The sequence below is a fragment of the Belnapia moabensis DSM 16746 genome (assembly GCF_000745835.1).
In the GTDB taxonomy this organism is placed as follows: domain Bacteria; phylum Pseudomonadota; class Alphaproteobacteria; order Acetobacterales; family Acetobacteraceae; genus Belnapia; species Belnapia moabensis.
In genome coordinates this window covers 51,664-71,387 of record NZ_JQKB01000006.1, presented here as the reverse complement: position 1 = coordinate 71,387, position 19,724 = coordinate 51,664, and the positions used below count along the sequence as shown (strand labels likewise).

The following is a 19,724-nucleotide window of genomic DNA, read 5'->3' as shown; positions in this document are numbered from 1 at the left end:
CAGATATAGAGGCTGCCGCGCCCGAGGTCAGGGGGGATCGCCATCCAGTACGTCGGCGAGCCAGCCCGCCAGCACCTCCGGCTGCGCGAAATCGCCGACGAACCAGCGGCGGCGGCCATTGGCGCCGGTGAGGGCGAGGCTCGGCGTCGCCAGCAGCCCGGCTTCCAACGCCCGGGCCGGCTCGCGCAGCACGTCGATCAGCTCGACGCGGAAGGTGCCCTCCGGCCGGCCGGTGGCGGCGATGGCGGCGGTGAGGTTGCGCAGCGCGGCGGCGGAGCGCGGGGCGCCGCCGGCGACGTAGAGGGTGACGACAGCGGTCATGCCGGTGCCCCGGCCTCCTCCACCGGAACATCGGCGGAGCGGCTTGCGGCGGTGCGGGCAAGGCGCTCGGCCTGGTCGGTGCGGCGCCCGGCCTCGGCGGCCTCCAGCAGGGCGAGCTCGGCCTGCGCGGCCTCGAATTGCAGGGCGGACCGGCGCTGGTGCATCTCGGCCTCGGCGAGCTGGGTCTGCAGCTCGCGCAGGCGCCGCTGGTGGTCGAGGCTGGCGAGGGCTTCGCGGCGGCGCTCCTCGGCCTCGCGCTCCATCCGCGCGGTGCCGAGCAGGACGGAGCCGCCGGCGGTATAGACATCAGCCAGGGTGCACCCCTCGCCGCTCATGATGAATTCGCGCGTCTGGTTGGAATGGGCGCTGCCGCGCGCCTTGATGATGGAGAGGGTGCGGTTGCGCTCGCCGCCGCGCTCGGTATAGCCGAGGGCGATCCAGGCATCGGCGATGGTGGAGACGGCGCTGAGCGTGCCGGTGGAAGGGTCGTCCCCCACCTCGACCAGGGAGGTGAGCAGGGCGGTCATGCCGCGGGCGCGGGCCTCCTCCACCAGGCGGCGGATGGCGGATTGGCCGAGATCGGCGACGCCGCCGCGCATCAGCGAGGAGACGGGGTCCACCACCAGGGCGGTGGCCTTCTGGGTCTCGACTGCGGCGAGGATCTCGGAGAGCAGCTGCTCCGGCCCGTCGCGGCCGGGCTGCAGGCCGATCAGGCGGAGGGCGCCCGAGGCACGATGGCCATCGAGGTCGATGCCGACCGAGCGCATGTTGCGGATGGCCTGCTCGGGCCCCTCATCGAAGGCGACATGCACGGCGCGGCCGCCGGCGGCGCAGACGGAAGCGGCGAAGAGCGCGCCGAGGGTCGACTTGCCGGTGCCGGGAGGGCCGGAGAGCAGCGCCGTGCTGCCGCGAAGATAGCCGCCGCCGAGCAGCGCATCGAGCCGCGGCATGCCGGAGCCGACGCGCTCGCGCGAGGCGGGTGGGGCATCGCCGCCGGGCCATATCAGCGGCTCCAGCCCGTGGCGGGAGAAGAACAGCGCATGGGCGCTGCTGCTATGCGGGCTGCCGCGGTACTTGGTGATGCGCAGCGCGCGGAGGGTGCCGCCGCTCTCCTCGCGCCGCTCCAGCGCCACCACGAGCGAGACGCCGAATTCGAGCGGGCCGAGCGCATCGACCGGGCCGCCCTGGCGCTCCGCCTTGGCGGTGACGATGGCGGTGAGGCCTTCCTCCTCCAGCCAGCGGCCGATGCGGGCGAGTTCCGCGCTGCGCCTGGCCGGGCTGGCGAGCCAGCCGAGCACGGTGTCGAGCCCGTCGAGGACCACCAGCTCCGCCCCGGTCTGGCGCGCCTTGGCGGAAAGGGTGGCGAGCATGCCGCGCAGGTCGAAGTCGCCCGCGAAGACCATGTCGGGGTCGGGCCGCAGGTCGAGGGCGTGGAATTGCCGCCCGTCCAGGGAGGCGAGGTCCCAGGCGAAGCCGGCGGCGTTGCGGATGATGTCGGCCGGCGGCTCCTCGAGCGCGGCGAAGACGGTGCCGCCGCCGGCGAGCCGTGCCCGGGCAGCGGCGATCTGGCAGGAAAGCAGCGTCTTGCCGGCGCCCGCCTGGCCGAGCAGCACGGTGAGCCGCCGGGCGGGGATGCCGCCATGGGTCAGCCGGTCGAGCCAGGCGATGCCGGTCGGCAGGCGGGATATCGCGGTGCCGGTCATTCCGCCGCCACCGGCAGGACCGCGTGCTTCTCCAGCAGCCAGAACAGATCCTCCTTGGCGAGCGGCAGGCTGAACAGATAGCCCTGCGCCACCGGGCAGCCTAATGCGACCAGCCGCTCGCGCTCCGCCTCCGTCTCGACGCCCTCGCAGGTGGCGGTGATGCCGAGGGCGTGGGCCACGCCGAGCGTGCCGGTGACGATGGCAGCCTGCACCGGGTCCGCATCCAGGTTGCGGACGAAGCTGCGGTCGAGCTTCACCTCGGTGAAGGGCAGGCTGCGGAGCTGGTCGAGCGAGGCGAAGCCGGTGCCGAAATCGTCCATGGCGAGGCCGATGCCCATCTCGCGCAGCGCCCGGAAGCAGGCCAGCGTCCGCGCGGTGCGGTCGGCGAGCACCGTCTCGGTCAGCTCGACCGAGATCCAGCCGGGCTCCGCACCGGTCTCGGCCAGGATGCGGCGGAGCAGGGCAGGGACGTCGTCGCGGTGGAACTGCACCGGGGAGACGTTGACCGCGACCTGGATGGCATGGCCGCGGCGATGCAGCTCGGCGGCGGTGCGGGCGGCCTCGGCCAGGGCCCAGGCGCCGATCTCGACGATCAGCCCGCTCTGCTCCGCAACGGGGAGGAAGCGGTCGGGCGACTGCAGGCCGAAGACCGGGTTGTGCCAGCGCAGCAGGGCTTCCAGCCCGGTGATGCGGCCGGTGGCGAGCTCGACCTTCGGCTGGTAGTGCAGCACGAATTCCCGGTTGGCCAGGGCATGGCGCAGATCGGCGGTCATGCGCAGGCGGCGGCGGGCATCGCGCTCCACCGCCGGGTCAAAGGCGCGGCGCTCGCCATGGCCGGCGGCCTTGGCGGCATAGAGCGCCGCCTCCGCCTCGATCAGCAGCGGCTCCGCTTGATGGGGGGCCCAGGCGGCCTCGGCCCAGCCGATGGTGACGGTGAGGGAGACGGTGGCGCCCGGCAGGGTGAAGGGCTGGCGCAGCGCGGCATGCAGGGTGGCGATGGCCGCCTCCGGCTCGGCCGGGCGGTGCAGGGCAGCGGCGAATTGCCCGGCGCCGAGCCGGCTGGCGGCGACCAGGCCGGGCGCCGCCCCCAGCCGCCGCCCCAGCTCGCGCAGCAGGATGTCCCCGGCGGAGCGGCCATAGGTCGCGTTGACGTCGCGCAGCTGGTCGACGTCGCAGCAGAGCATCAGGACGGGCTCGGCCGTCTCCAGCATGGCCAGGCGGTCGAGCAGGCCGCGGCCGGTAAGCAGGCCGGTCACCTCGTCGAAGGTGGCGGTGCGGACCAGCTGGTCGTTCAGGTCGCGGAGGGCGGTCACGTCCCGCATGATGGCGAGGTAGTGGGTGACGCGCCCCTCGGCGTCGCGCAGCGGGCGCAGCCGCAGCTCGTTCCAGAAGGGCGTGCCGTCGCGGTGGAAATTGCGCAGGACGACGCCGATGTCGCGCCCTTCGGCGATGGCCTGGGCCATCTCGTGGATCGCGGGCTGGGTGCGATCGGTGCCCTGGAGGAAGCGGCAATTGCGGCCGAGCAGATCCTCCCGCCGATAGCCGGTGATGCGCTCGAAGGCGCTGTTGACATAGATCAGCGGGTGATCGTGAAGGGCGAGGTCGGCGATGGCGATGCCGTCCGAGAATCCTTCGAGCGTCTGTTCGTTCAGGGTGAGCTCGATGCCGGTAGCTTCGGCGCGGCGTATGGCCCGCTCGAAAATCCGGTTCATGAGGCGGATATCCTGCCTATTTGCAGGCACATACCGGGATAGCCGGTTAAAGAAACATGAAAAGGATAAATGGCCGTCTCCCCGCGGTTCACGCGCAGCTGCCGGAACCGGGAACAGTCATGGCCTCTGATCTGACTCGACGAATGCTGAGCACAGCAAGTCGCTCGCGCAAAAAGTGTCTTGATATGCCAGATAGCAACTTTCGGGTTTCGGCGTCAACAGAAGACACCGGATCGACTCGAACCTTTCCTGTAACGACTGCTGGCGGGTAAGGCTCGTCGCGCAATCAGGTCGCCGCTTGACCCCCGGCCGCTTCTTCGCCATGCGATGCACCGGCCCCTCCTCCAACCCGACAGGTGAAAAGTGCTCGCGCTCCGCGTCATCCCCTGCCTCGACGTGAAGGACGGCCGCGTCGTCAAGGGCGTCAACTTCGTCGCGTTGCGCGATGCCGGCGATCCGGTCGAGCAGGCGCGCACCTATGACCGCGAAGGGGCCGACGAGGTCACCTTCCTCGACATCGCGGCGAGCCATGAGAACCGCGACACCATCCTCGACGTCGTCTCGCGCACCGCGGCGCAGGTCTTCATCCCGCTGACCGTGGGCGGCGGGGTGCGCTCGGTCGAGGATGTGCGGCGGCTGCTGCTGGCCGGGGCCGACAAGGCGAGCATCAACAGCGCCGCCGTCGCCGAGCCGGAGCTCGTCTCGCGCGCGGCGGAGGCCTTCGGCAGCCAGGCGATCGTCGTCGCGGTCGATGCGCGCAAGGTCGGCGAGGGGCGGTGGGAGGTCTTCACCCATGGCGGGCGGAAGCCGACGGGCATCGAGGCCGTCGGCTGGGCGCGGCGCATGGCGGAGGCCGGCGCGGGCGAGATCCTGCTGACCAGCATGGACCGCGACGGCACGAAATCCGGCTTCGACCTCGAACTGCTGCGGGCGGTCCGCGCCGCGGTGCCGGTGCCGATCGTCGCCTCGGGCGGCGTCGGCACCATGGAGCATTTCGTCGAGGGCGCGCGGGTCGGGGCGACCGGGCTGCTCGCCGCCAGCGTCTTCCACTACGGCGAGTTCCGCATCGCCGATGCCAAGGCGGCACTGGCCCGGGCCGGGCTGCCGGTCCGCCCCCTGCCCGAGCCCCTGCCCGAGACGGAGGCCGCCTGACGCATGGCGAAGGATACCAAGAGGAAGCCGGCGGCGAAGGCCGCGAAGAAGCGCGCGGCGGTGCCCGGTTCGGTACCGGTGCCGGAGCGGCTGCCCGCCGCGAAGGCCAAGCCGAAGAAGGCGGTGCGCCGCGCCGAGGGCCGCCACCTCGCCCCGCTCGAAGTGCCGCAGGATGGGGACGCGGCGGTGCTCGACCGGCTGTGGGACACGGTGGAGAGCAGGCGTTTGGCGGGCGATGCCGCCACCTCGCATTCCGCCCGGCTGATGGCGCGCGGCACGGCGAAGGTGGCGCAGAAGCTCGGCGAGGAGGCGGTGGAATGCGTCATCGAGGCGACGCTCGGCCATCGCACCGAGACGATCCTGGAATCCGCCGACCTGCTCTACCACCTCGTCGTCGTCTGGGTGGATGCCGGCATCCGCCCGGAGGAGGTCTGGGCGGAGCTGCGGCGGCGCGAGGGCATCAGCGGCATCGCCGAGAAGGCGGCGCGGCCCAAGGGCATCGTCCGGGCCGCGCGCACGACCAAGCTCGCCTGACAGGTTGGAGGATCGCCATGTCCGTCTCCGGCAAGCCGCCCTATGACCAGGGCAACATCTTCGCCCGCATCCTGCGCGGCGAGATTCCGTGCAAGAAGGTCGCCGAGGACGAGCATGCGCTCGCCTTCCACGACATCGCCCCGCAGGCGCCGGTGCATGTGCTGGTGATCCCGAAAGGGCCTTACGTCAGCGCCGCCGACTTCCATGCCGAGGCTCCGGCCGAGGCCATCGCCGGCTTCTGGCGCGCGGTCGGGCGGATAGCGCGGGAACTCGGGCTGGAGGAGCACGGTTATCGGCTTCTCTCCAACATGGGCGAGTATGCCGGCCAGGAGGTCGGGCATTTCCACGTCCATCTCTTCGGCGGCCGCCGCCTCGGCCGGATGGTGCCGCAGCCGCGGGAGTAGCGCATGGCCCAGAGCCCAGAGGAGGAGGCCCGCGCCGCCCTCGCCGCCGCCGGGCAGTTGCCGGACGCGGAGATCGAGCTGGCGGCGGTCGCACTGCAATTCGCCCGGATCGATGCGCCGGAGGCGGATTGGCGGGGGGCCTCCGCCCTGCTCTCGGAACTAGCGCAGGCGGCCGTCGCCGCCGCGGCGGCGGACCCGGTGGCCGATGCGGGCGATGCCGAGCGCCGCCGCGCCGTACTGGCCGAAGTGATCCATGGCCGCTTCGGCTTCCAGGGCGACACCGAGGATTACGAGAATCCGGCCAATGCCAACCTCATCCGCGTCGCCGAGCGGCGGCGGGGGCTGCCCGTCGCGCTGGGCATCCTCTGGCTGCACGCGGCGGAAGCGGCGGGCTGGGCGGCGCATGGCGTCGATTTCCCCGGCCACTTCCTGCTGGCCGTGGAGGGCGGGCGCGGGCAGGCGCTGATCGATGTCTTCGCCGGCGGCACCGGCTTGCAGGCGCCGGACCTGCGCGCGCTGATCAAGCGGATCGAGGGCGAGCGGGCGGAGCTGCGGCCGGGCCTGGTCCGGCTGATGGACAAGCGGGCGGTGCTGATGCGGCTGCAGAACAACATCAAGCTGCGGCGGCTCCGGGCGGGGGAGCTGGCGGGGGCACTCACCTGCCTCGAGGACATGCTGCGCCTCGCCCCGGACCAGGCGCTGCTCTGGCGCGAGGCGGGGCTGATGAACCAGCGGCTCGACCGCATCGCCGCCGCGCTCGGCTGCCTCGAACGCTCGCTGGAGCTGGAGCCGGAGGGGCCAGCGGCGAGCCGGACGCGGATGGTGGTCGAGGAGCTGCGCCACCGTCTCAATTGACCCTCTGGCCTTTTCCGCCGGTTCGGGGCACGGAATCGCCACGAACCAAGTGGAGACGACCATGGCGCGCGCCCTCCGGGTGGCGGTCCAGATGGACCCGATCGCCGGCATCAACATCGATGCCGACAGCACCTTCGCCCTGATGCTGGAGGCGCAGGCCCGCGGCCACCAGCTCTGGCACTACCATGTCCGCGACCTCGCCTTCATCGGCGGGCGTTTGCTGGCGCAGGGCGAACCGGTCACCGTCGAGCGCAAGCACGGCGCGCACTACGCCTTCGGGCCGCGGGAGGAGATCGACCTCGCCACCATGGACGTGGTGCTGATGCGGCAGGACCCGCCCTTCGACATGGCCTACATCACCGCGACGCACCTGCTGGAGCACATCCACCCGAAGACGCTGGTGGTGAACGACCCGGCGAGCGTGCGCAACGCGCCCGAGAAGCTCTTCGTCCTGCAATTCCCCGAGCTGATGCCGGAGACGCTGGTGACGTCGAGCCGCGCGCAGATCCTCGCCTTCCGCGAGAAGCACCAGGACATCATCGTCAAGCCGCTCTTCGGCAATGGCGGCGCCGGCGTGTTCCACATCAAGCCGGGCGATTCCAACCTCAACAGCCTGATCGAGATGTTCACCGAACGCTCGCGCGAGCCGCTGATGGTGCAGCGCTACGTCCCCGAGGTGCGGCTGGGCGACAAGCGCATCATCCTGGTCGACGGCGTGCCGATGGGCGCCATCAACCGCGTGCCGGCGGCGGGCGAGGCGCGCAGCAACATGCATGTCGGCGGCCGGCCGGAGAAGACGACGCTCACCGCGCGCGAGCAGGAGATCTGCGCCCGCATCGGCCCGGCGCTGCGCGAGCGGGGGATGATCTTCGTCGGCATCGACGTGATCGGCGACTACCTCACCGAGATCAACGTCACCTCGCCGACCGGCTTGCAGGAGATCGCGCGCTTCGACGGCGTGCATCTGGAGCGGGCGATCTGGGACGCGATCGAAGCGAAACGCTGACGTTCCGCGAACGTTGGGCCCGGCGGCGCCGCTTCCGGTTGCCGCTGGCTCGAGTGCCTCAATGGAACGCCTCTTCCTGCTCTCCGCCCGCTCGCGCGGGCTGCCGGTCTGGATGCGCTACGGCGCGACCACGCTGCTCGTGCTGGTCTGCCTCGGCCTCCGGCTGTGGATCTTCGGCAGTCAGCCGGGGCTGCCCTTCCTGTTCTTCTTTCCGGCGGTCATCATCGCCGGGATCGTTTTCGACCGCGGCACCGGCATCTATGCCAGCCTGTTGAGCGGGGCGCTGGCGGTCTGGTTCCTGTTCGAGCCGATTGGCATACTGAGCGTCGCCCGGGCCTCCGACCTGCTGTCGCTCTTCCTCTTCGTCGGCATCGCCCTCTTCACCGCCTTCCTGATGGAGTCGTTGCACATCGCCCTGACCCGGCTGGCGCAGGAGCGGCTGAGCCTCGCCGTCGCCAATACGGAGCTGGCGAAGGTGGCCGAGGCGCGCGGCACCCTGCTCAGCGAGTCCGTGCACCGGGCACGCAACGACCTGCAACGGCTGGCGGCGACGCTGCACCTCCAGGCCGGTACGGTGGGGGAGGCGCAGGCGCGCGAGGCCTTGCAGGACGCATCCGGCCGGATCATGGCGCTGGCACGGATCAATGCCCGGCTCGACCGGCACCGGGACGACGGCAAGGCGGTGGTGCATAGCCGCGGCTTCCTCGAAGGGCTGGTGCAGGATCTGCGCGAGGCGGCGGTCGACCTGCGCCCCATCGCCCTGCTGGTGCAGGCGGAGGACCATGCGGTGCCGATGGCCCGCGCCGTGCCGATCGGGCTGACGGTCAACGAGCTGGTCGGCAATGCGCTGAAATACGCCTTCCCGGGCGACATGGAGGGGCGGCTGCTGGTGCTGTTCCGCCGGGTGGAGGCGGAATTCCTGCTCGTCGTCGAGGATAACGGCGTCGGGTTCAACCCCGAGGCGCCGCCGCGCGGGAGCGGCCTCGGCACGCGGATCAGCCGGGCGCTGGCCGGGCAGCTCGGCGGCAGCCTGGAGGCGGGGCCGGCCAGCCCCGGCGGCAACCGGCCGGGCCTGCGCTGGACCATGCGATTCCCGGCGGTTTGAGCCGGCGCCGCCGCATCTTTATGCGATTTGCTTAGACTGCATGGCCGGGTTGTGTCTTGTTCTGCACAATCGCGTTCGCCTTCCTCATTAAATGGACACCGACAGGATGGGTGATCCCCCTCAGCCCCGGCCTCGCAGGCTGCGCATCCTGGTCGCCGAGGATGAGGCGCTGATCGGCATGGCCGTGGAGCAGGAGCTGGAAGAGCGCGGCCATGCGGTGACCATGGCGGGCGACGGCCAGGCGGCGCTGGAGCTGGAGGCGCAGCTCGGCCCCTTCGACGCGGTGGTGACCGACATGCAGATGCCGCGGCTGCGCGGCGATGAGCTGGTGCGGCGGCTGCGCGCCGGCCGGCCGGACCTGCCGGTGGTCGTCATGTCGGCCAACCATGTCCCGGAGGCGGTGGCGGCGCTGCGGGCCCTCGGCGGGCCGCTCACGATCCTGACGAAGCCGACCCCCTTCGGTCGGCTGGCCGACGAGGTGGAACGGTTGGAGCGCGAGAGGTAGCGGAAGCCAGCCCTTCCTCCACCCGGGCGAAGGCCTCGCCGAGCGCGGCGGAGAGCGCGGCCGCCGCCTCCGGGCCAGGGGCGCGCGGGTCGAGGCCGGGCGGCAGGGGCGCGCTGCCCTCGGCGGTGAACTGGGCAAGGATGCGGGCCTCGCCGGGGCCGCTCTGCGGCTCGGCCAGCAGCAGGATGGCCAGCGCCGCCACGGCGCGGCCGGCGGCGGGCTCGGCCTGCAGGCGGATCAGCTCGCCCTCCAGCACCAGGTCGGCGCGCAGGCGGGAGCCGGGCTGGGTGACGGCGGCGAAGCGGCCGCTCGCCAGCAGCCAGCGGCGCAGCGCCTCCTCGGCCAGGTCGGCAGGGGGTGCCACCCATTCCTGCCAGTAGGCGGTGGCGACCTCGCCCCCGGCGGTGAGGCTGCGCAGGCCGCGGCCATCGAGGCCCGGCGCGGCGTGGAGGCTGCGGACCAGCAGCACCGGCGCGTTGCGCGACGGGGTCGTGCGGCTGGGCCGCTCCGGCGCGAGGCCGAAGCGCTGGGTCTCCTGGTAGGGGCGGTTGGGCAGCACGCTGCACCCGGCGAGCAGGGGCAGCAGCAGGAGGGAGCGGCGAGCGGTCATCGGCGGGACTCCGGCGCCGGCGGCGGGGCGCCGAGGATGGCCTGGGAGGGGTAGCGGCGGAGCTGCTCGGTCGTCTCGCGGAGATTGGCGATGGCGACGCGCAGGTCGCGCAGGATCGGGCCGAGCTCCGCCTGGAGGTCGGTAGTGGCGCCGCGCACGTTGCGCAGGCTGCCGTCGAGCGTGGAGACGGTGTTCGGCAGGCGGGCGACGACCGTGCGCAACTCCGCCATGGCAGCGGCGGCGTTGGCGAGGGTCTGCTGCGTCTCGCGCGCGGTTAGCAGGGCGCGGGCCTCGGCGGCGGTGCCGCGCAGCTCGGCGGCCAGCCCCGGCAGGTCGGCGCCCTCGGCCTGGGCGCGGAGGCTGCGGAGCAGGCTCGCCGCCTCGCGCAGCGCCACGGCGGCATCGCCGTCGCGCAGCTGGGCGCGCAGCTCGGCGACCAGGCCGATGCCGTTGTCGAGCAGGCCGGCGAGGTCCGCGTTCTGCAACTTCTGCAACAGGTCCTCCGCCGCGTTCCGCACCTGGGCGACGGTGGAGGCCACCGCCGGCACATAGGGGTAGCGCGGCTCCCAGGGCACCTCGCGGGGCGGGAAGCGGCCGGGGTCGAGGAAGTCCATCTCCAGGTAGTTCACGCCAGTGATGCCCTGCGCGGCGATGCGGACGCGGAGCCCGAGGCGGATCGCCTCGTCGACCGAGGGCACCTCGCCCGCCTTGGCGATGTCCACGGCGAAGCGGACGAAGACAAGCTGGAAGACGGCGCCGAAGGCGGTGCGGTCCGGTACGCGGTACTCGGCGGTGACGAGGCCGATCTCGGTGACGCGGCCGATGGCGACCCCGCGGTAGCGCACCGCCGAGCCGACATCGAGGCCCTGCACGGACTCCCGCAGATAGGTCTCGTAGACGACGGTGCCGCGGCCGAAGCGGCTGGCGGTGAAGAACAGGACGAAGCCGACCGTCAGGGCGAGGCCGGCGAGCACCAGCGCGCCTACGCGGAAATAAAGGCCACGGCTCTGCGGCATCAGTCCAGCACCTCGCGGCGGAAGAAGGCCCGGACCACCGGGTTGTCGCTCTCCTCGCGCAGGCGGCGCGGGTCGCCCTCGGCGATCATCCCGCGCGCCGCCTTGTCGAGCATGATGCAGCGGTCGCCGATGGCGAGGATGGATTGCAGCTCATGCGTCACCACGACGAAGGTGGTGCCGAGGTCGCGGGCGAGCTGCCTGATGAGCGCGTCGAGCCCGGCGGAGGTGATCGGGTCGAGCCCCGCCGAGGGCTCGTCGAGGAAGAGGATGGGCGGGTCGAGCGCCATGGCGCGGGCGATGCCCGCCCGCTTCGCCATGCCGCCCGAGATCTCGGCCGGCAGGCGCCCAGCGGCATCGCCCAGGCCGACGAGGCCGAGCTTCGCCCGCGCCACCAGGGCGCGCGCCTCGGGCGGCAGGCTGGTGTGCTGCTCGAGCGGCACCTCGACATTCTCGGCCAGCGTGAGCGAGCCGAACAGCGCGCCCGACTGCCACATCACCCCGATCCGCCGCAGCAGCGCATTGCGCGCCTCGCCCGAGAGCCCCTCCATCGCCTCGCCGAGGATGGCGACGCGCCCCTCGGCCGGCGGGTAGAGGCCGATGATGTGCTTCAGCAGCGTCGACTTGCCGGAGCCGGAGCCACCGAGGATGACGAAGACCTCGCCGCGCCGCACCTCGAAGGAGACATGCTCGAAGATGGTGCGCCCGTCGAAGCGGGCGGCCAGGTCTTCGACGCGCAGCACGCTCTCGGCCATCACCAGCCGAGCCGGAAGAACAGGACGGAGAAGATGCCGTCCAGCACGACGATGGAGACGATGCCGCCGACCACGGCCATGGTCGCCGCATCGCCCACCGCGCGCGGCCCGCGCCCGGCGGAGAGCCCCGCGCGGCAGCCGATCAGCCCGATGGAGAGGCCGAAGATGGCGGCCTTGAGCAAGCCCCCCAGCAGGTCGTGCAGGGCGATGGCGCGGCGCAGCTGGGCGACGACGCTGACCGGCGGGAAGCCGAGCGAGGCCATCACCCCGGCCATGCCGAGGAGGCCGGCGAGGTCCATCAGCAGCGCGAGCACCGGCATGACGAGGATCGCCGCCAGCAGCCGCGGCAGCACCAGCCAGGCCACCGGGTCGATGCCCATGATGCGCAGCGCGTCGATCTCCTCGTTCACCACCATGGTGCCCAGTTCGGCGGCGAAGGCGGAGCCGGTGCGCCCGGCGAGGATGACGGCGGCCATCAGCGGCCCGAGCTCGCGCAGCAGGGAGATGCCGACGAGGTTGGGGATGAAGATCTCCGCCCCGAAGCGGCGCATCGGGATGGAGGACTGGAAGGCGAGGATCACCCCGATCAGCACGCCGAGCAGCAGGGTGAGTCCGAAGGCGCGCAGCCCCGCCTCGTCCAGGTGGCGCAGCACCTCGCCGAGGCGGAGGCGCCAGGGCCGACGCAGCGTGCCCATCCCGGCGACCACCGCTTCGCCGAGGAAGGCGACCTGGCCGAGCATGTCCTGCCCGCGCCGCAGCGTCGCCTGGCCGAGGAGCGCGAGCGGCGGCAGGCGCGGCGCCTCGGCGGGCGCGGGGGCGGCCAGCGCCTGGCGGGTGCGGTCCAGCACGGCCTGGAGCGGGCCGGCGGGCAGGCCGTGCCATGCCGTCTCCCCCGCCATGTGCTCCAGCCGCAGCAGCAGCACGGCGCCCGCGGTGTCGAGCGCGGTGAGGCCGGCGAGGTCGAGGGTAAGGGCGCGCACGCCCTGCATCCGCCGCATCGCCTCCGGCCAGAGCCGGGCGGTGGCGGCGGCATCGAGGCTGCCGGCGAAGGCGAGGCGGGCGGCCGGGCCGTCCGCCGTGGCGGCGAGCGTCGCCGGCATGCTCAGCGGCGGGGCCGGGGGCGCGGGGGTTGAACCGGGGCGCCGCCAAGGCTGTGGAACAGCACCGCGGCGGCGGCGGAGACGTTGAGGCTCTCGACCGGCCCGGCAGCGGCCAGCGTCACCCGGCCGGCGCAGGCCTCCAGCACGGGCGTCGAGGGCCCTTGCTCCTCATTGCCGAGGACGAGGGCAACCGGCCGGTCGCGCGGCAGCGCCTCCGGCGCGAGGCCACCCGCGGCGGTGGCCGCGACGACCAGGAAGTCGCGCTGCATCGCCCGCAGCAGCGCCGGCAGCTCGCGCGCGCGCAGCACCCGCAGGAGTTCCAGCCCGCCCTCGGCGGTGCGGAAGGCGGCGTCCGACAGGTCGGCCTGGCGCCCATCCTCCGACAGCAGCAGGGCGCGGCAGCCGAAGAAGGCGGCGGAGCGGGCGATGGCGCCTAGGTTGTGCGGGTTGCCGATGCCGTCCAGCACCGGCAGCAGCGGCGCCATCGGCAGGTCGGCCGGGAGGACGGGGCCCTGCAGCCGCTCGGCATAGCGCACCTGGGCGATGGCGCAGATGCCGCCATGGTGCGGCGTACCGGCGATGCGCGCCAGCTCCTCCGGCGGCACCTCGCGGTAGGGCCGGCGGGTGCGGGCGAGATGGGCGCAGAGCGGCCCGGCCATGCGCCGCATCGCCTCGGTGTAGAAGAGCCGCAGCACGGCTTCGGGCCGGCGGATGAAGAGGGCGCGCACAGGTGCTGCGCCGCAGATGCGGTGCGGCTCCGGCGGGCGGGGGATGGGAGCGGGGTCGGGCAGCACGCGGCTCAGTCCATCGCCAGGGCGACCAGCACCCGGGCGGCGATGAGGGAGGAGACGCGGAGGTTGCTCTCCCGTGTCGCGCCCGCGATGTGCGGCGTGAGGATCAGGTTCGGCACCCCGGCGAGCGGGTTGCCGGGGGCCAGCGGCTCCTCCTCGAAGACGTCGAGCACGGCGCCGCCGAGATGCCCGGCGCGCAGCGCGGCCGCCAGCGCCGCCTCGTCCACCACCCCGCCGCGCGAGGCGTTGACCAGCATGGCGCCGGGCTTCATCGCCGCCAGCAGCTCGGCGGAGACCAGGCCGCGCGTCGCCGGCTCCAGCGGGACGTGGAGGGTAATGGCATCCGCCTCGGCCACCAGCCGGGCGAGGGGCACCGGCTCCGTCCCCGTCTCGGCCCAACCGGAATGGTCGAGCGGCAGGATCGGGTCATGCGCCACGACCCGCATGCCGAAGGCGCGGCCCAGCCGGGCGACGCGGCGGCCGATATCGCCGAAGCCGAGGATGCCGAGCGTCTTGCCCGACATCTCCCGACCCGTGCTGAGGCGCTCGCGCGGCCATTCCCCGGCGGCCACGGCGGCGCTCGCCTGGAAGGCGCCGCGCAGCAGCATGCCTACCGAGAGGATGGCGTATTCGGCGACGGAATCCGCATTGGCGCCGGCGGCGGGGATCACCTCCAGCCGGCGCCGGCGGCAGGCGTCGAGGTCGATGTTGTAGAGGCCGACGCCGAGCCGGCCGAGCACGCGGAGCCTGGGCGCGGCGTCCAACAGGCTGGCATCGACGCGGGTCTGGTTGCGGACGATCAGCGCCCGGGCCTCGGCCAGCAGGCCGCGCAGGCGCTCCGGGGCGGTGCCGAGATCGGGGTCGTAGAGCGTTGGGTGGGCCTCGCTCAGCTGGGCGATGGCCGTCTCCGCCATGTACTCGGTGATGATGATATGACCCATGGCGGCGGAGGATAGCCGGGTTCCGGGCGGAAGTCGCGTGAGCGGATGTTGCGGGGCGTTGCTATGCGATGGGGAGCTGGATGACGAAGCGGGCGCCCGTCACCTTCCCTTCGGCGTCGCGCCGGTTCTCGGCGGCGATGCGGCCGCGCAGGCCTTCCACGATCTGCCGGCTGATCGAGAGGCCGAGGCCGGAATGCTTGCCGAAATGCTCGCCGCTCGGCCGCTCGGAGTAGAAGCGCTCGAAGATGCCCTCGAGCTTGGCCTCGGGGATGCCGGGGCCCTCGTCCTCCACCACCACCTCGACCATGGCGCCGGTCGGCCGGGCGCGGACCCAGACGTGGCCTTCCTTCGGGCTGAAGGAGAGGGCGTTGCCGAGCAGGTTGCGCATCACCTGCACGAGCCGCCCCTCGACGCCGCGCACCACCAGCGGGCCGGCCGGGGCTTCAAGCACCACCTGCGGGTCGTCCTCGCCGCGCGTGGCGTTGTGCAGCTCGGCGAGCGTCGAGAGGATGGGGGAGATGTCCACCGGCACGGCGACGGTGCGCGACAGCTCCGCATCGACGCGCGAGCTGTCGGAGATGTCGGCGATCAGCCGGTCCATCCGCACCGCATCCTCGGCGATGATGGCGAGCAGCCGCCGCTGCTGGTCGGGGTTCTCGATGCGGCGGAGCGTCTCGATGGCGCTGCGCACGCTGGTCAGCGGGTTGCGCAGCTCATGCGCCACATCGGCGGCGAAGCGCTCATTGGTGTCGATGCGGGCCCAGAGGGCGCGGGCGGCGGATTGCAGGTCGCGCGCCAGGATGCCGATCTCGTCCTGCCGCGCCAGCACGGCGGGGGGGACGCTGCCGCCGCGGCCCTCGCCCTGGCGCATGGCCGCCGCCGCGCCGGCGAGCTGCATGATCGGGCTCGCCAGCGTCTGCGCCAGGTAGAGCGAGAGCAGCACCGTCAGGATCAGCGCGATGACGAAGATGCCGAGCACGCTGGCACGGATCTCGAACAGGCGCTGGTCGACCTCGCGCGCCTCCCGCGTCAGCAGGACGATGCCGACCGACTGGTTGCCACGCCGCGCCGGCTCCGCCACCGAGACCAGCAGCCGGCCATCCGCGGTGCGGCGGATATAGGGCGTCACGCCGCCCTCCAGCGCCAGCCGCAGCTCCTCCCGCCGGTCGGGGCCGAGATTCGGCTGCCAGTCGAAGGAGGGGGCGTCGGGGGCGATATCCACTGCCACGTCCGAATGGCTGTCGCGCGGCACCAGCCGCAGCAGCTTGTCGTAGAGCCCGGCGATGGTGATGGAGAAGGCGCCGCGCGGCTCGGGCGGCGGCAGCGGCTCCGTCACCACGGCGCCGCCGGAGCCCTCGCGCACCCGGCTGTCGGCGACGACGAGGCCGGTATTGTCGAACAGCCGCGCCTGGGTGTTGGGCGAGGGGTCGACCAGGCGCCGCAGCAGCGGGCGGACGGCCTCCGGCACCAGCACGGCGCGGTCGTCCTGCATGCGGGTGCCGGCCTCCGCGATGGCGCCGGCATAGATGCGCGCCTGGGTCCGCAGCGCCTCGACCTCGGCGGCGAGCAGCCCGTTCTGGTACTGGTCGAGATAGAGCATGGCGGCAGCCAACAGGGCCGGCGGCAGCACGTTCAGCAGCAGGATGCGCCGCAGCAGGGGCGAGACCCAGCGCTTCCGCCGAGGCGGGCCGGGAGCGATCTGCTGGTCCTGGAGGACGCCGACATCGGGCATGAGCGCATTCTACAGCGATTTGAGGCGGGAGAGGGGCATGGAACAGCGCATCCACACCTTGGAGGTTGCGACACGGGGGCGGGGCCTCGCCGAGGTCACCGGGCCGGTGCGCCGCTGGGTGGCCGAGCAGGGCCTCGGCACCGGGCTGCTGACGATCTGGTGCCGGCATACCTCCGCCTCGCTGGTCGTGCAGGAGAATGCCTCGCCGGAGGTGCGGACGGACCTCGAGGCCTTCCTCGCCCGGCTGGTGCCGGAGGGCGGCGACGGCCGCTACCGGCACGAGGAGGAGGGGCCGGACGACATGCCGGCGCATATCCGCGCGATGCTGACCCAGACGCAGCTCAGCATCCCGGTGGCGGAGGGCGTGCCGGTGCTTGGTACCTGGCAGGGCATCTTCCTCTACGAGCACCGGACGCGGCCGCACCGGCGCGAGCTGGTGCTGCACCTGCTGGGCGAGGCATAGCCCCTCAGGCCGGCAGGGCCCGGCGCACCTCCGATGGAACCGGGCATGTGGCTTTGGCGCTCCCCTCCGGTCACAGGCCGGTCGTGGGCCGGCGGCGCCAAGAGGAATGAGCGATGCAGGGAATGCTTCACTACAGGTCGAAGGTGGCTGCCGCCCAGGAGGATCTCCGGCGGGTCCTGGTGCTGGCGGGAGCGGCGACGATGCTGGCCCTCGGCGTGATGGCCGTGGCCCAGGCCCAGACCAGCCAGACGCCGCCCAACCTGGCGCCGGCCCAGCAGCCCGGCAGCGCGGAGCCCGAGGTGGTCGGCCGGCTGCGGACGGTGGAGCAGGCGCTGAACCAGACGCAGAGCGAGGTCTCGGGCAGCCAGCAGCCGAATTTCCCGCAGGCGAGCAGCACGGTGGAGGCCGGGCTCCGGACGATCCGCGAGCTGCCGCAGCAGGCCCAGGGGCAGCAGGACTGGCGCGAGGCGCGGCAGAAGCTGGAACAGGTGCAGCAGTTCCTGCGGGGCGAGCGTCCGGACCAGCAGCAGGTGGCGAGCGCGCTCGGCGATGCGGCCAAGGCGGTCGGCACGCTGGCCACCAGCATGAGCGCCGGCGGCGAAGCGAGCGGCCAGGCCCGAAGCGGCTCCGGCGCGGCCCGGTAAGGCTTCAGCCCAGGCGGATGGCGGGCGGGCCGGCCTTCACCGTGCCGATGGGCGCGGCGGCGGCGCCCAGCCGGTGGAGTTCCACCAGGCAGGGCGCGACGGCGCCCTCCGGCAGGCCGGCGAGCAAGCCGCCGGCGGTCTGAGGATCGAGCAGGACGGCAGGCGGGCTCCCGACGAGGCCGGCGACGGCCGCCTCGTTGGTTTCGTGCAAGGTGCTGCGGATGCCACCGCTCAGCGCCTCCCGCGTGCCCGGAAGGAGGGGTACCGCCGCCGCGTCCAGCCATGCGGCGCAGCCGCTGGCGCGCAGCATTTCCGCCAGGTGGCCGAGCAGTCCGAAGCCGGCCACATGCGTGCAGGCCGAGGCGCCATGGGCGGCGAGCGCCGCGCCGACCGGCCCGCCCGGCTGCTGCATGGCGGCGAGGGCGGCTTCCAGCCACTCGGCCCGCGCCTCGCCCCGCATGGCGGCGGCGAGGATTGCGCCGGTGCCGAGCGGCTTGGTCAGCACCAGCCGGTCGCCGGGGCGAAGGCCGCCCTTCCGCAGCAGGCGCGCAGGCCCCGCCACACCGGTGACGGCCAAGCCGAGCGCCGGCTCCGCGCCCTCACCGCCATGGCCACCGAGGAGGCGGGCGCCGGCCGCCTCCAGCACCTCCTGCGCGCCGAGCAGCATGGCGTACAGGTCTTCCTCCTGCCAAGGCGCGGGGCCGTGCGGCAGGGTGACAAGCGCAAGGGCCGAGAGCGGCCGGCCGCCCATCGCATGGATGTCGCCCAGCGCATGGTTGGCGGCGATGCGGCCGAAGAGATGCATATCGGTGACGAAGGCGCGGAGCCGGTCGACGCTCTGCGGTGGCAACGCGGCGTCGCCCGGCGGATCCGGCCCGTCCGCAAGGCCGAGGCGATGGAGGGCAGCGGCGAGCACGGGCGCCGCCAGCTTGCCGTCGCAGCCGGTGCAACGCATCGGCGCGGGCATGGGCGTCAGCGGCGTGGCGGGCATGGCGGCGAAGCGGGCAACCCAGTCGCGGTCGATCCGCTGCTTCCACCGCCAGGCCCAGCGGCCCGCCAGCGCCAGCCGGCCGCGCAGCGCGATCGCCTCGCCATCGGCGGTGCCGATCAGGGCAAGGGCGTGGCGCTGCGGGCGATAGGCGCGCGGCGCCTTTCCGGCCATCAGCCGGCGGATGGCATCGGCCAGGGCCGGTCCCTGGCGGACGGCATGGACCCCGGCCTTCTCGCGGGGATGCGCCTGCATGGCGGCGACGTCGCCGGCGGCGAAGACCTCCCGGTGGGAGAGGGAGCGAAGGGTCTCGTCCACGGCGATGAAGCCTTGCGGGTCGAGGGCGAGGCCGGTCTCGCGCAGCCAAGCCGGGGCGGCGGCGCCGGTGGTCCAGAGGGCGAGGTCGCAGGGGATGCGGCGGCCATCGGCGAGCAGGAGGGCATCCGGCCCCGCCTCGGCCACCGGGGCGCCTTCGACCAGGGCGATGCGGCGCCGCGCCAGTGCCCGCCGGACGATCCATCCCGCCAGCCACCCTGCATGGGGCAGGAGCCGGGGGCCGGGCAGCAGCGCGACCTCCGCCCCCGGGCCGAGGCGATGGCGGAGCGAGAAGGCCAGCTCCACCCCCGCCGCGCCGCCGCCGACCACCGCGGCGCGGGAGGCTGGCAGGGCGGCGGCCAGGCGCGCTTCCAGGCTGCCGATCGGGCGGACGGGCAGAATGTGCCCCTCGCCGGGCGGCAGCGGCCGGGCGACGGAGCCGATATCGATGGAGAGCCAGTCATAGCGCAGCGGCGGGTGGCGGGCGCAGAGCAGGCGGCGCGCGGCGGGGCGAAGGCCGGTGGCGCGGTCGTGGACCAGCCGGGCGCCGGCAGCCAGCGCGAGGCGTGGGACCTCGACCCGGCATTCCTCCGGCGCATAGAGGCCGGCGACGAGGCCGGGCAGCATACCGGAATAGACCGGCGCCAGCTCATCGGCGACGAGGGTGACGCGCAGGCCGGGGACGGGCCGCATGGCGAGCGAGCGCAGCAGGCCGAGATGCGCGTGGCCGCCGCCGACCAGCAGCAATTCGCGGCCCTCGGCGGGCGGCCTCGGGTCCGGGTCTCTCGGCATCGGTGCCTGTCTAGTGGAAGTGCCGCGCCGTCGCCAGTTGGCGGAGGCGGACCGGTTCCAGCACCACCGCATTCGCCCGGAGCGGCGAAGGTGGTCCAGCGCGGGAAGAGTTGCGCATCCCCATCGTCGGGCGGCGGCCGTATCGCCCGGCACCGCCCATCCATCGCGCCCCTCTGGACGACGCCGAAGCCACGCCGCCGACAGGCTGCCCGAGCGGTGTCCGTTCGCACCGGCTCACGGACCCCGCTCCGGCTCGTCGTTTCGGCGAGCGGATTACTCCGGT

20 protein-coding genes are annotated in these 19,724 nt (G+C 73.3%); 9 read left to right on the top strand and 11 right to left on the bottom strand.

Annotation, left to right across the window (positions count from 1 at the left end):
• Positions 1 to 27: 27 nt before the first annotated feature.
• From EP26_RS05395 to EP26_RS05385, 3 genes are read right to left on the bottom strand one after another with little or no spacing between them, the layout of a single operon-like run.
• On the bottom strand, positions 28 to 321 hold the full coding sequence (locus EP26_RS05395; RefSeq protein ID WP_043336673.1) for a circadian clock KaiB family protein: 294 nt from the start codon (positions 319 to 321) through the stop codon (positions 28 to 30).
• Complete coding sequence (locus tag EP26_RS05390; RefSeq protein WP_052388829.1) at positions 318 to 2,024, bottom strand: ATPase domain-containing protein; 1,707 nt, start codon at positions 2,022 to 2,024, stop codon at positions 318 to 320. The genes EP26_RS05395 and EP26_RS05390 overlap by 4 nt, the downstream gene beginning before the upstream one ends.
• Positions 2,021 to 3,736 carry a putative bifunctional diguanylate cyclase/phosphodiesterase gene (locus EP26_RS05385; protein WP_052388828.1) on the bottom strand — a complete coding sequence of 572 codons (1,716 nt, stop codon included), beginning with the start codon at positions 3,734 to 3,736 and terminating at the stop codon, positions 2,021 to 2,023. The genes EP26_RS05390 and EP26_RS05385 overlap by 4 nt, the downstream gene beginning before the upstream one ends.
• Positions 3,737 to 4,099: 363 nt before the next feature.
• On the opposite strand from EP26_RS05385, the gene hisF reads away from it, so the two are divergent.
• From hisF to EP26_RS05350, 7 genes are all read left to right on the top strand, one after another.
• Positions 4,100 to 4,888 carry an imidazole glycerol phosphate synthase subunit HisF gene (hisF, locus tag EP26_RS05380; protein ID WP_043336671.1) on the top strand — a complete coding sequence of 263 codons (789 nt, stop codon included), beginning with the start codon at positions 4,100 to 4,102 and terminating at the stop codon, positions 4,886 to 4,888.
• Positions 4,889 to 4,891: 3 nt separating this feature from the next.
• Positions 4,892 to 5,422, top strand: coding sequence for a phosphoribosyl-ATP diphosphatase (locus tag EP26_RS05375; RefSeq protein ID WP_043336669.1), 531 nt, complete (start codon positions 4,892 to 4,894; stop codon positions 5,420 to 5,422).
• Positions 5,423 to 5,439: 17 nt separating this feature from the next.
• Complete coding sequence (locus EP26_RS05370; RefSeq protein WP_043336666.1) at positions 5,440 to 5,826, top strand: histidine triad nucleotide-binding protein; 387 nt, start codon at positions 5,440 to 5,442, stop codon at positions 5,824 to 5,826.
• Between the two features lie 3 nt (positions 5,827 to 5,829).
• Complete coding sequence (locus EP26_RS05365; protein ID WP_043336665.1) at positions 5,830 to 6,681, top strand: SirB1 family protein; 852 nt, start codon at positions 5,830 to 5,832, stop codon at positions 6,679 to 6,681.
• Positions 6,682 to 6,742: 61 nt separating this feature from the next.
• Positions 6,743 to 7,687, top strand: coding sequence for a glutathione synthase (gene gshB, locus EP26_RS05360; protein WP_043336663.1), 945 nt, complete (start codon positions 6,743 to 6,745; stop codon positions 7,685 to 7,687).
• Between the two features lie 61 nt (positions 7,688 to 7,748).
• Positions 7,749 to 8,792, top strand: a complete 1,044-nt coding sequence (locus EP26_RS05355; protein ID WP_043336661.1) for a sensor histidine kinase — start codon at positions 7,749 to 7,751, stop codon at positions 8,790 to 8,792.
• A gap of 106 nt (positions 8,793 to 8,898) precedes the next feature.
• On the top strand, positions 8,899 to 9,297 hold the full coding sequence (locus EP26_RS05350; protein ID WP_052388827.1) for a response regulator: 399 nt from the start codon (positions 8,899 to 8,901) through the stop codon (positions 9,295 to 9,297).
• Here the strand turns inward: EP26_RS05350 and EP26_RS05345 are convergent.
• The 7 genes from EP26_RS05345 to EP26_RS05315 all read right to left on the bottom strand — a co-directional run bounded on the left by EP26_RS05345 (position 9,224) and on the right by EP26_RS05315 (position 16,239).
• Positions 9,224 to 9,907 carry an ABC-type transport auxiliary lipoprotein family protein gene (locus tag EP26_RS05345; protein WP_052388826.1) on the bottom strand — a complete coding sequence of 228 codons (684 nt, stop codon included), beginning with the start codon at positions 9,905 to 9,907 and terminating at the stop codon, positions 9,224 to 9,226. The two genes, EP26_RS05350 and EP26_RS05345, sit on opposite strands and share 74 nt — an antisense overlap.
• Positions 9,904 to 10,923, bottom strand: a complete 1,020-nt coding sequence (locus tag EP26_RS05340; RefSeq protein WP_043336659.1) for an MlaD family protein — start codon at positions 10,921 to 10,923, stop codon at positions 9,904 to 9,906. The genes EP26_RS05345 and EP26_RS05340 overlap by 4 nt, the downstream gene beginning before the upstream one ends.
• On the bottom strand, positions 10,923 to 11,675 hold the full coding sequence (locus EP26_RS05335; RefSeq protein ID WP_043336656.1) for an ABC transporter ATP-binding protein: 753 nt from the start codon (positions 11,673 to 11,675) through the stop codon (positions 10,923 to 10,925). Before EP26_RS05335 ends, EP26_RS05340 begins: the two co-directional genes overlap by 1 nt.
• Complete coding sequence (locus EP26_RS05330; protein ID WP_043336653.1) at positions 11,675 to 12,775, bottom strand: ABC transporter permease; 1,101 nt, start codon at positions 12,773 to 12,775, stop codon at positions 11,675 to 11,677. The genes EP26_RS05335 and EP26_RS05330 overlap by 1 nt, the downstream gene beginning before the upstream one ends.
• A 2-nt stretch (positions 12,776 to 12,777) precedes the next feature.
• Positions 12,778 to 13,569 carry a TrmH family RNA methyltransferase gene (locus EP26_RS05325; RefSeq protein ID WP_245624299.1) on the bottom strand — a complete coding sequence of 264 codons (792 nt, stop codon included), beginning with the start codon at positions 13,567 to 13,569 and terminating at the stop codon, positions 12,778 to 12,780.
• Between the two features lie 5 nt (positions 13,570 to 13,574).
• The gene (locus EP26_RS05320; protein WP_043336651.1) at positions 13,575 to 14,507 is read right to left on the bottom strand and encodes a hydroxyacid dehydrogenase; all 933 of its coding nucleotides are present in this window, start codon (positions 14,505 to 14,507) and stop codon (positions 13,575 to 13,577) included.
• 61 nt (positions 14,508 to 14,568) lie between these two features.
• Positions 14,569 to 16,239 (bottom strand): stimulus-sensing domain-containing protein, encoded by a 1,671-nt coding sequence (locus EP26_RS05315; RefSeq protein WP_052388824.1) that lies wholly within the window; start codon positions 16,237 to 16,239, stop codon positions 14,569 to 14,571.
• Between the two features lie 37 nt (positions 16,240 to 16,276).
• On the opposite strand from EP26_RS05315, the gene EP26_RS05310 reads away from it, so the two are divergent.
• Entirely contained in the window at positions 16,277 to 16,702 is a 426-nt protein-coding gene (locus EP26_RS05310) for a secondary thiamine-phosphate synthase enzyme YjbQ (protein WP_043336649.1), read from the top strand.
• A gap of 113 nt (positions 16,703 to 16,815) precedes the next feature.
• A complete protein-coding gene (locus tag EP26_RS05305) occupies positions 16,816 to 17,346 on the top strand; it encodes a hypothetical protein (RefSeq protein WP_043336648.1) in 531 nt (176 codons plus the stop codon).
• A 4-nt stretch (positions 17,347 to 17,350) separates the two neighbouring features.
• On the opposite strand, the gene selD is transcribed toward EP26_RS05305, so the two are convergent.
• The gene (gene selD / locus EP26_RS05300) at positions 17,351 to 19,441 is read right to left on the bottom strand and encodes a selenide, water dikinase SelD (protein ID WP_052388823.1); all 2,091 of its coding nucleotides are present in this window, start codon (positions 19,439 to 19,441) and stop codon (positions 17,351 to 17,353) included.
• Between the last annotated feature and the right edge of the window lie 283 nt (positions 19,442 to 19,724).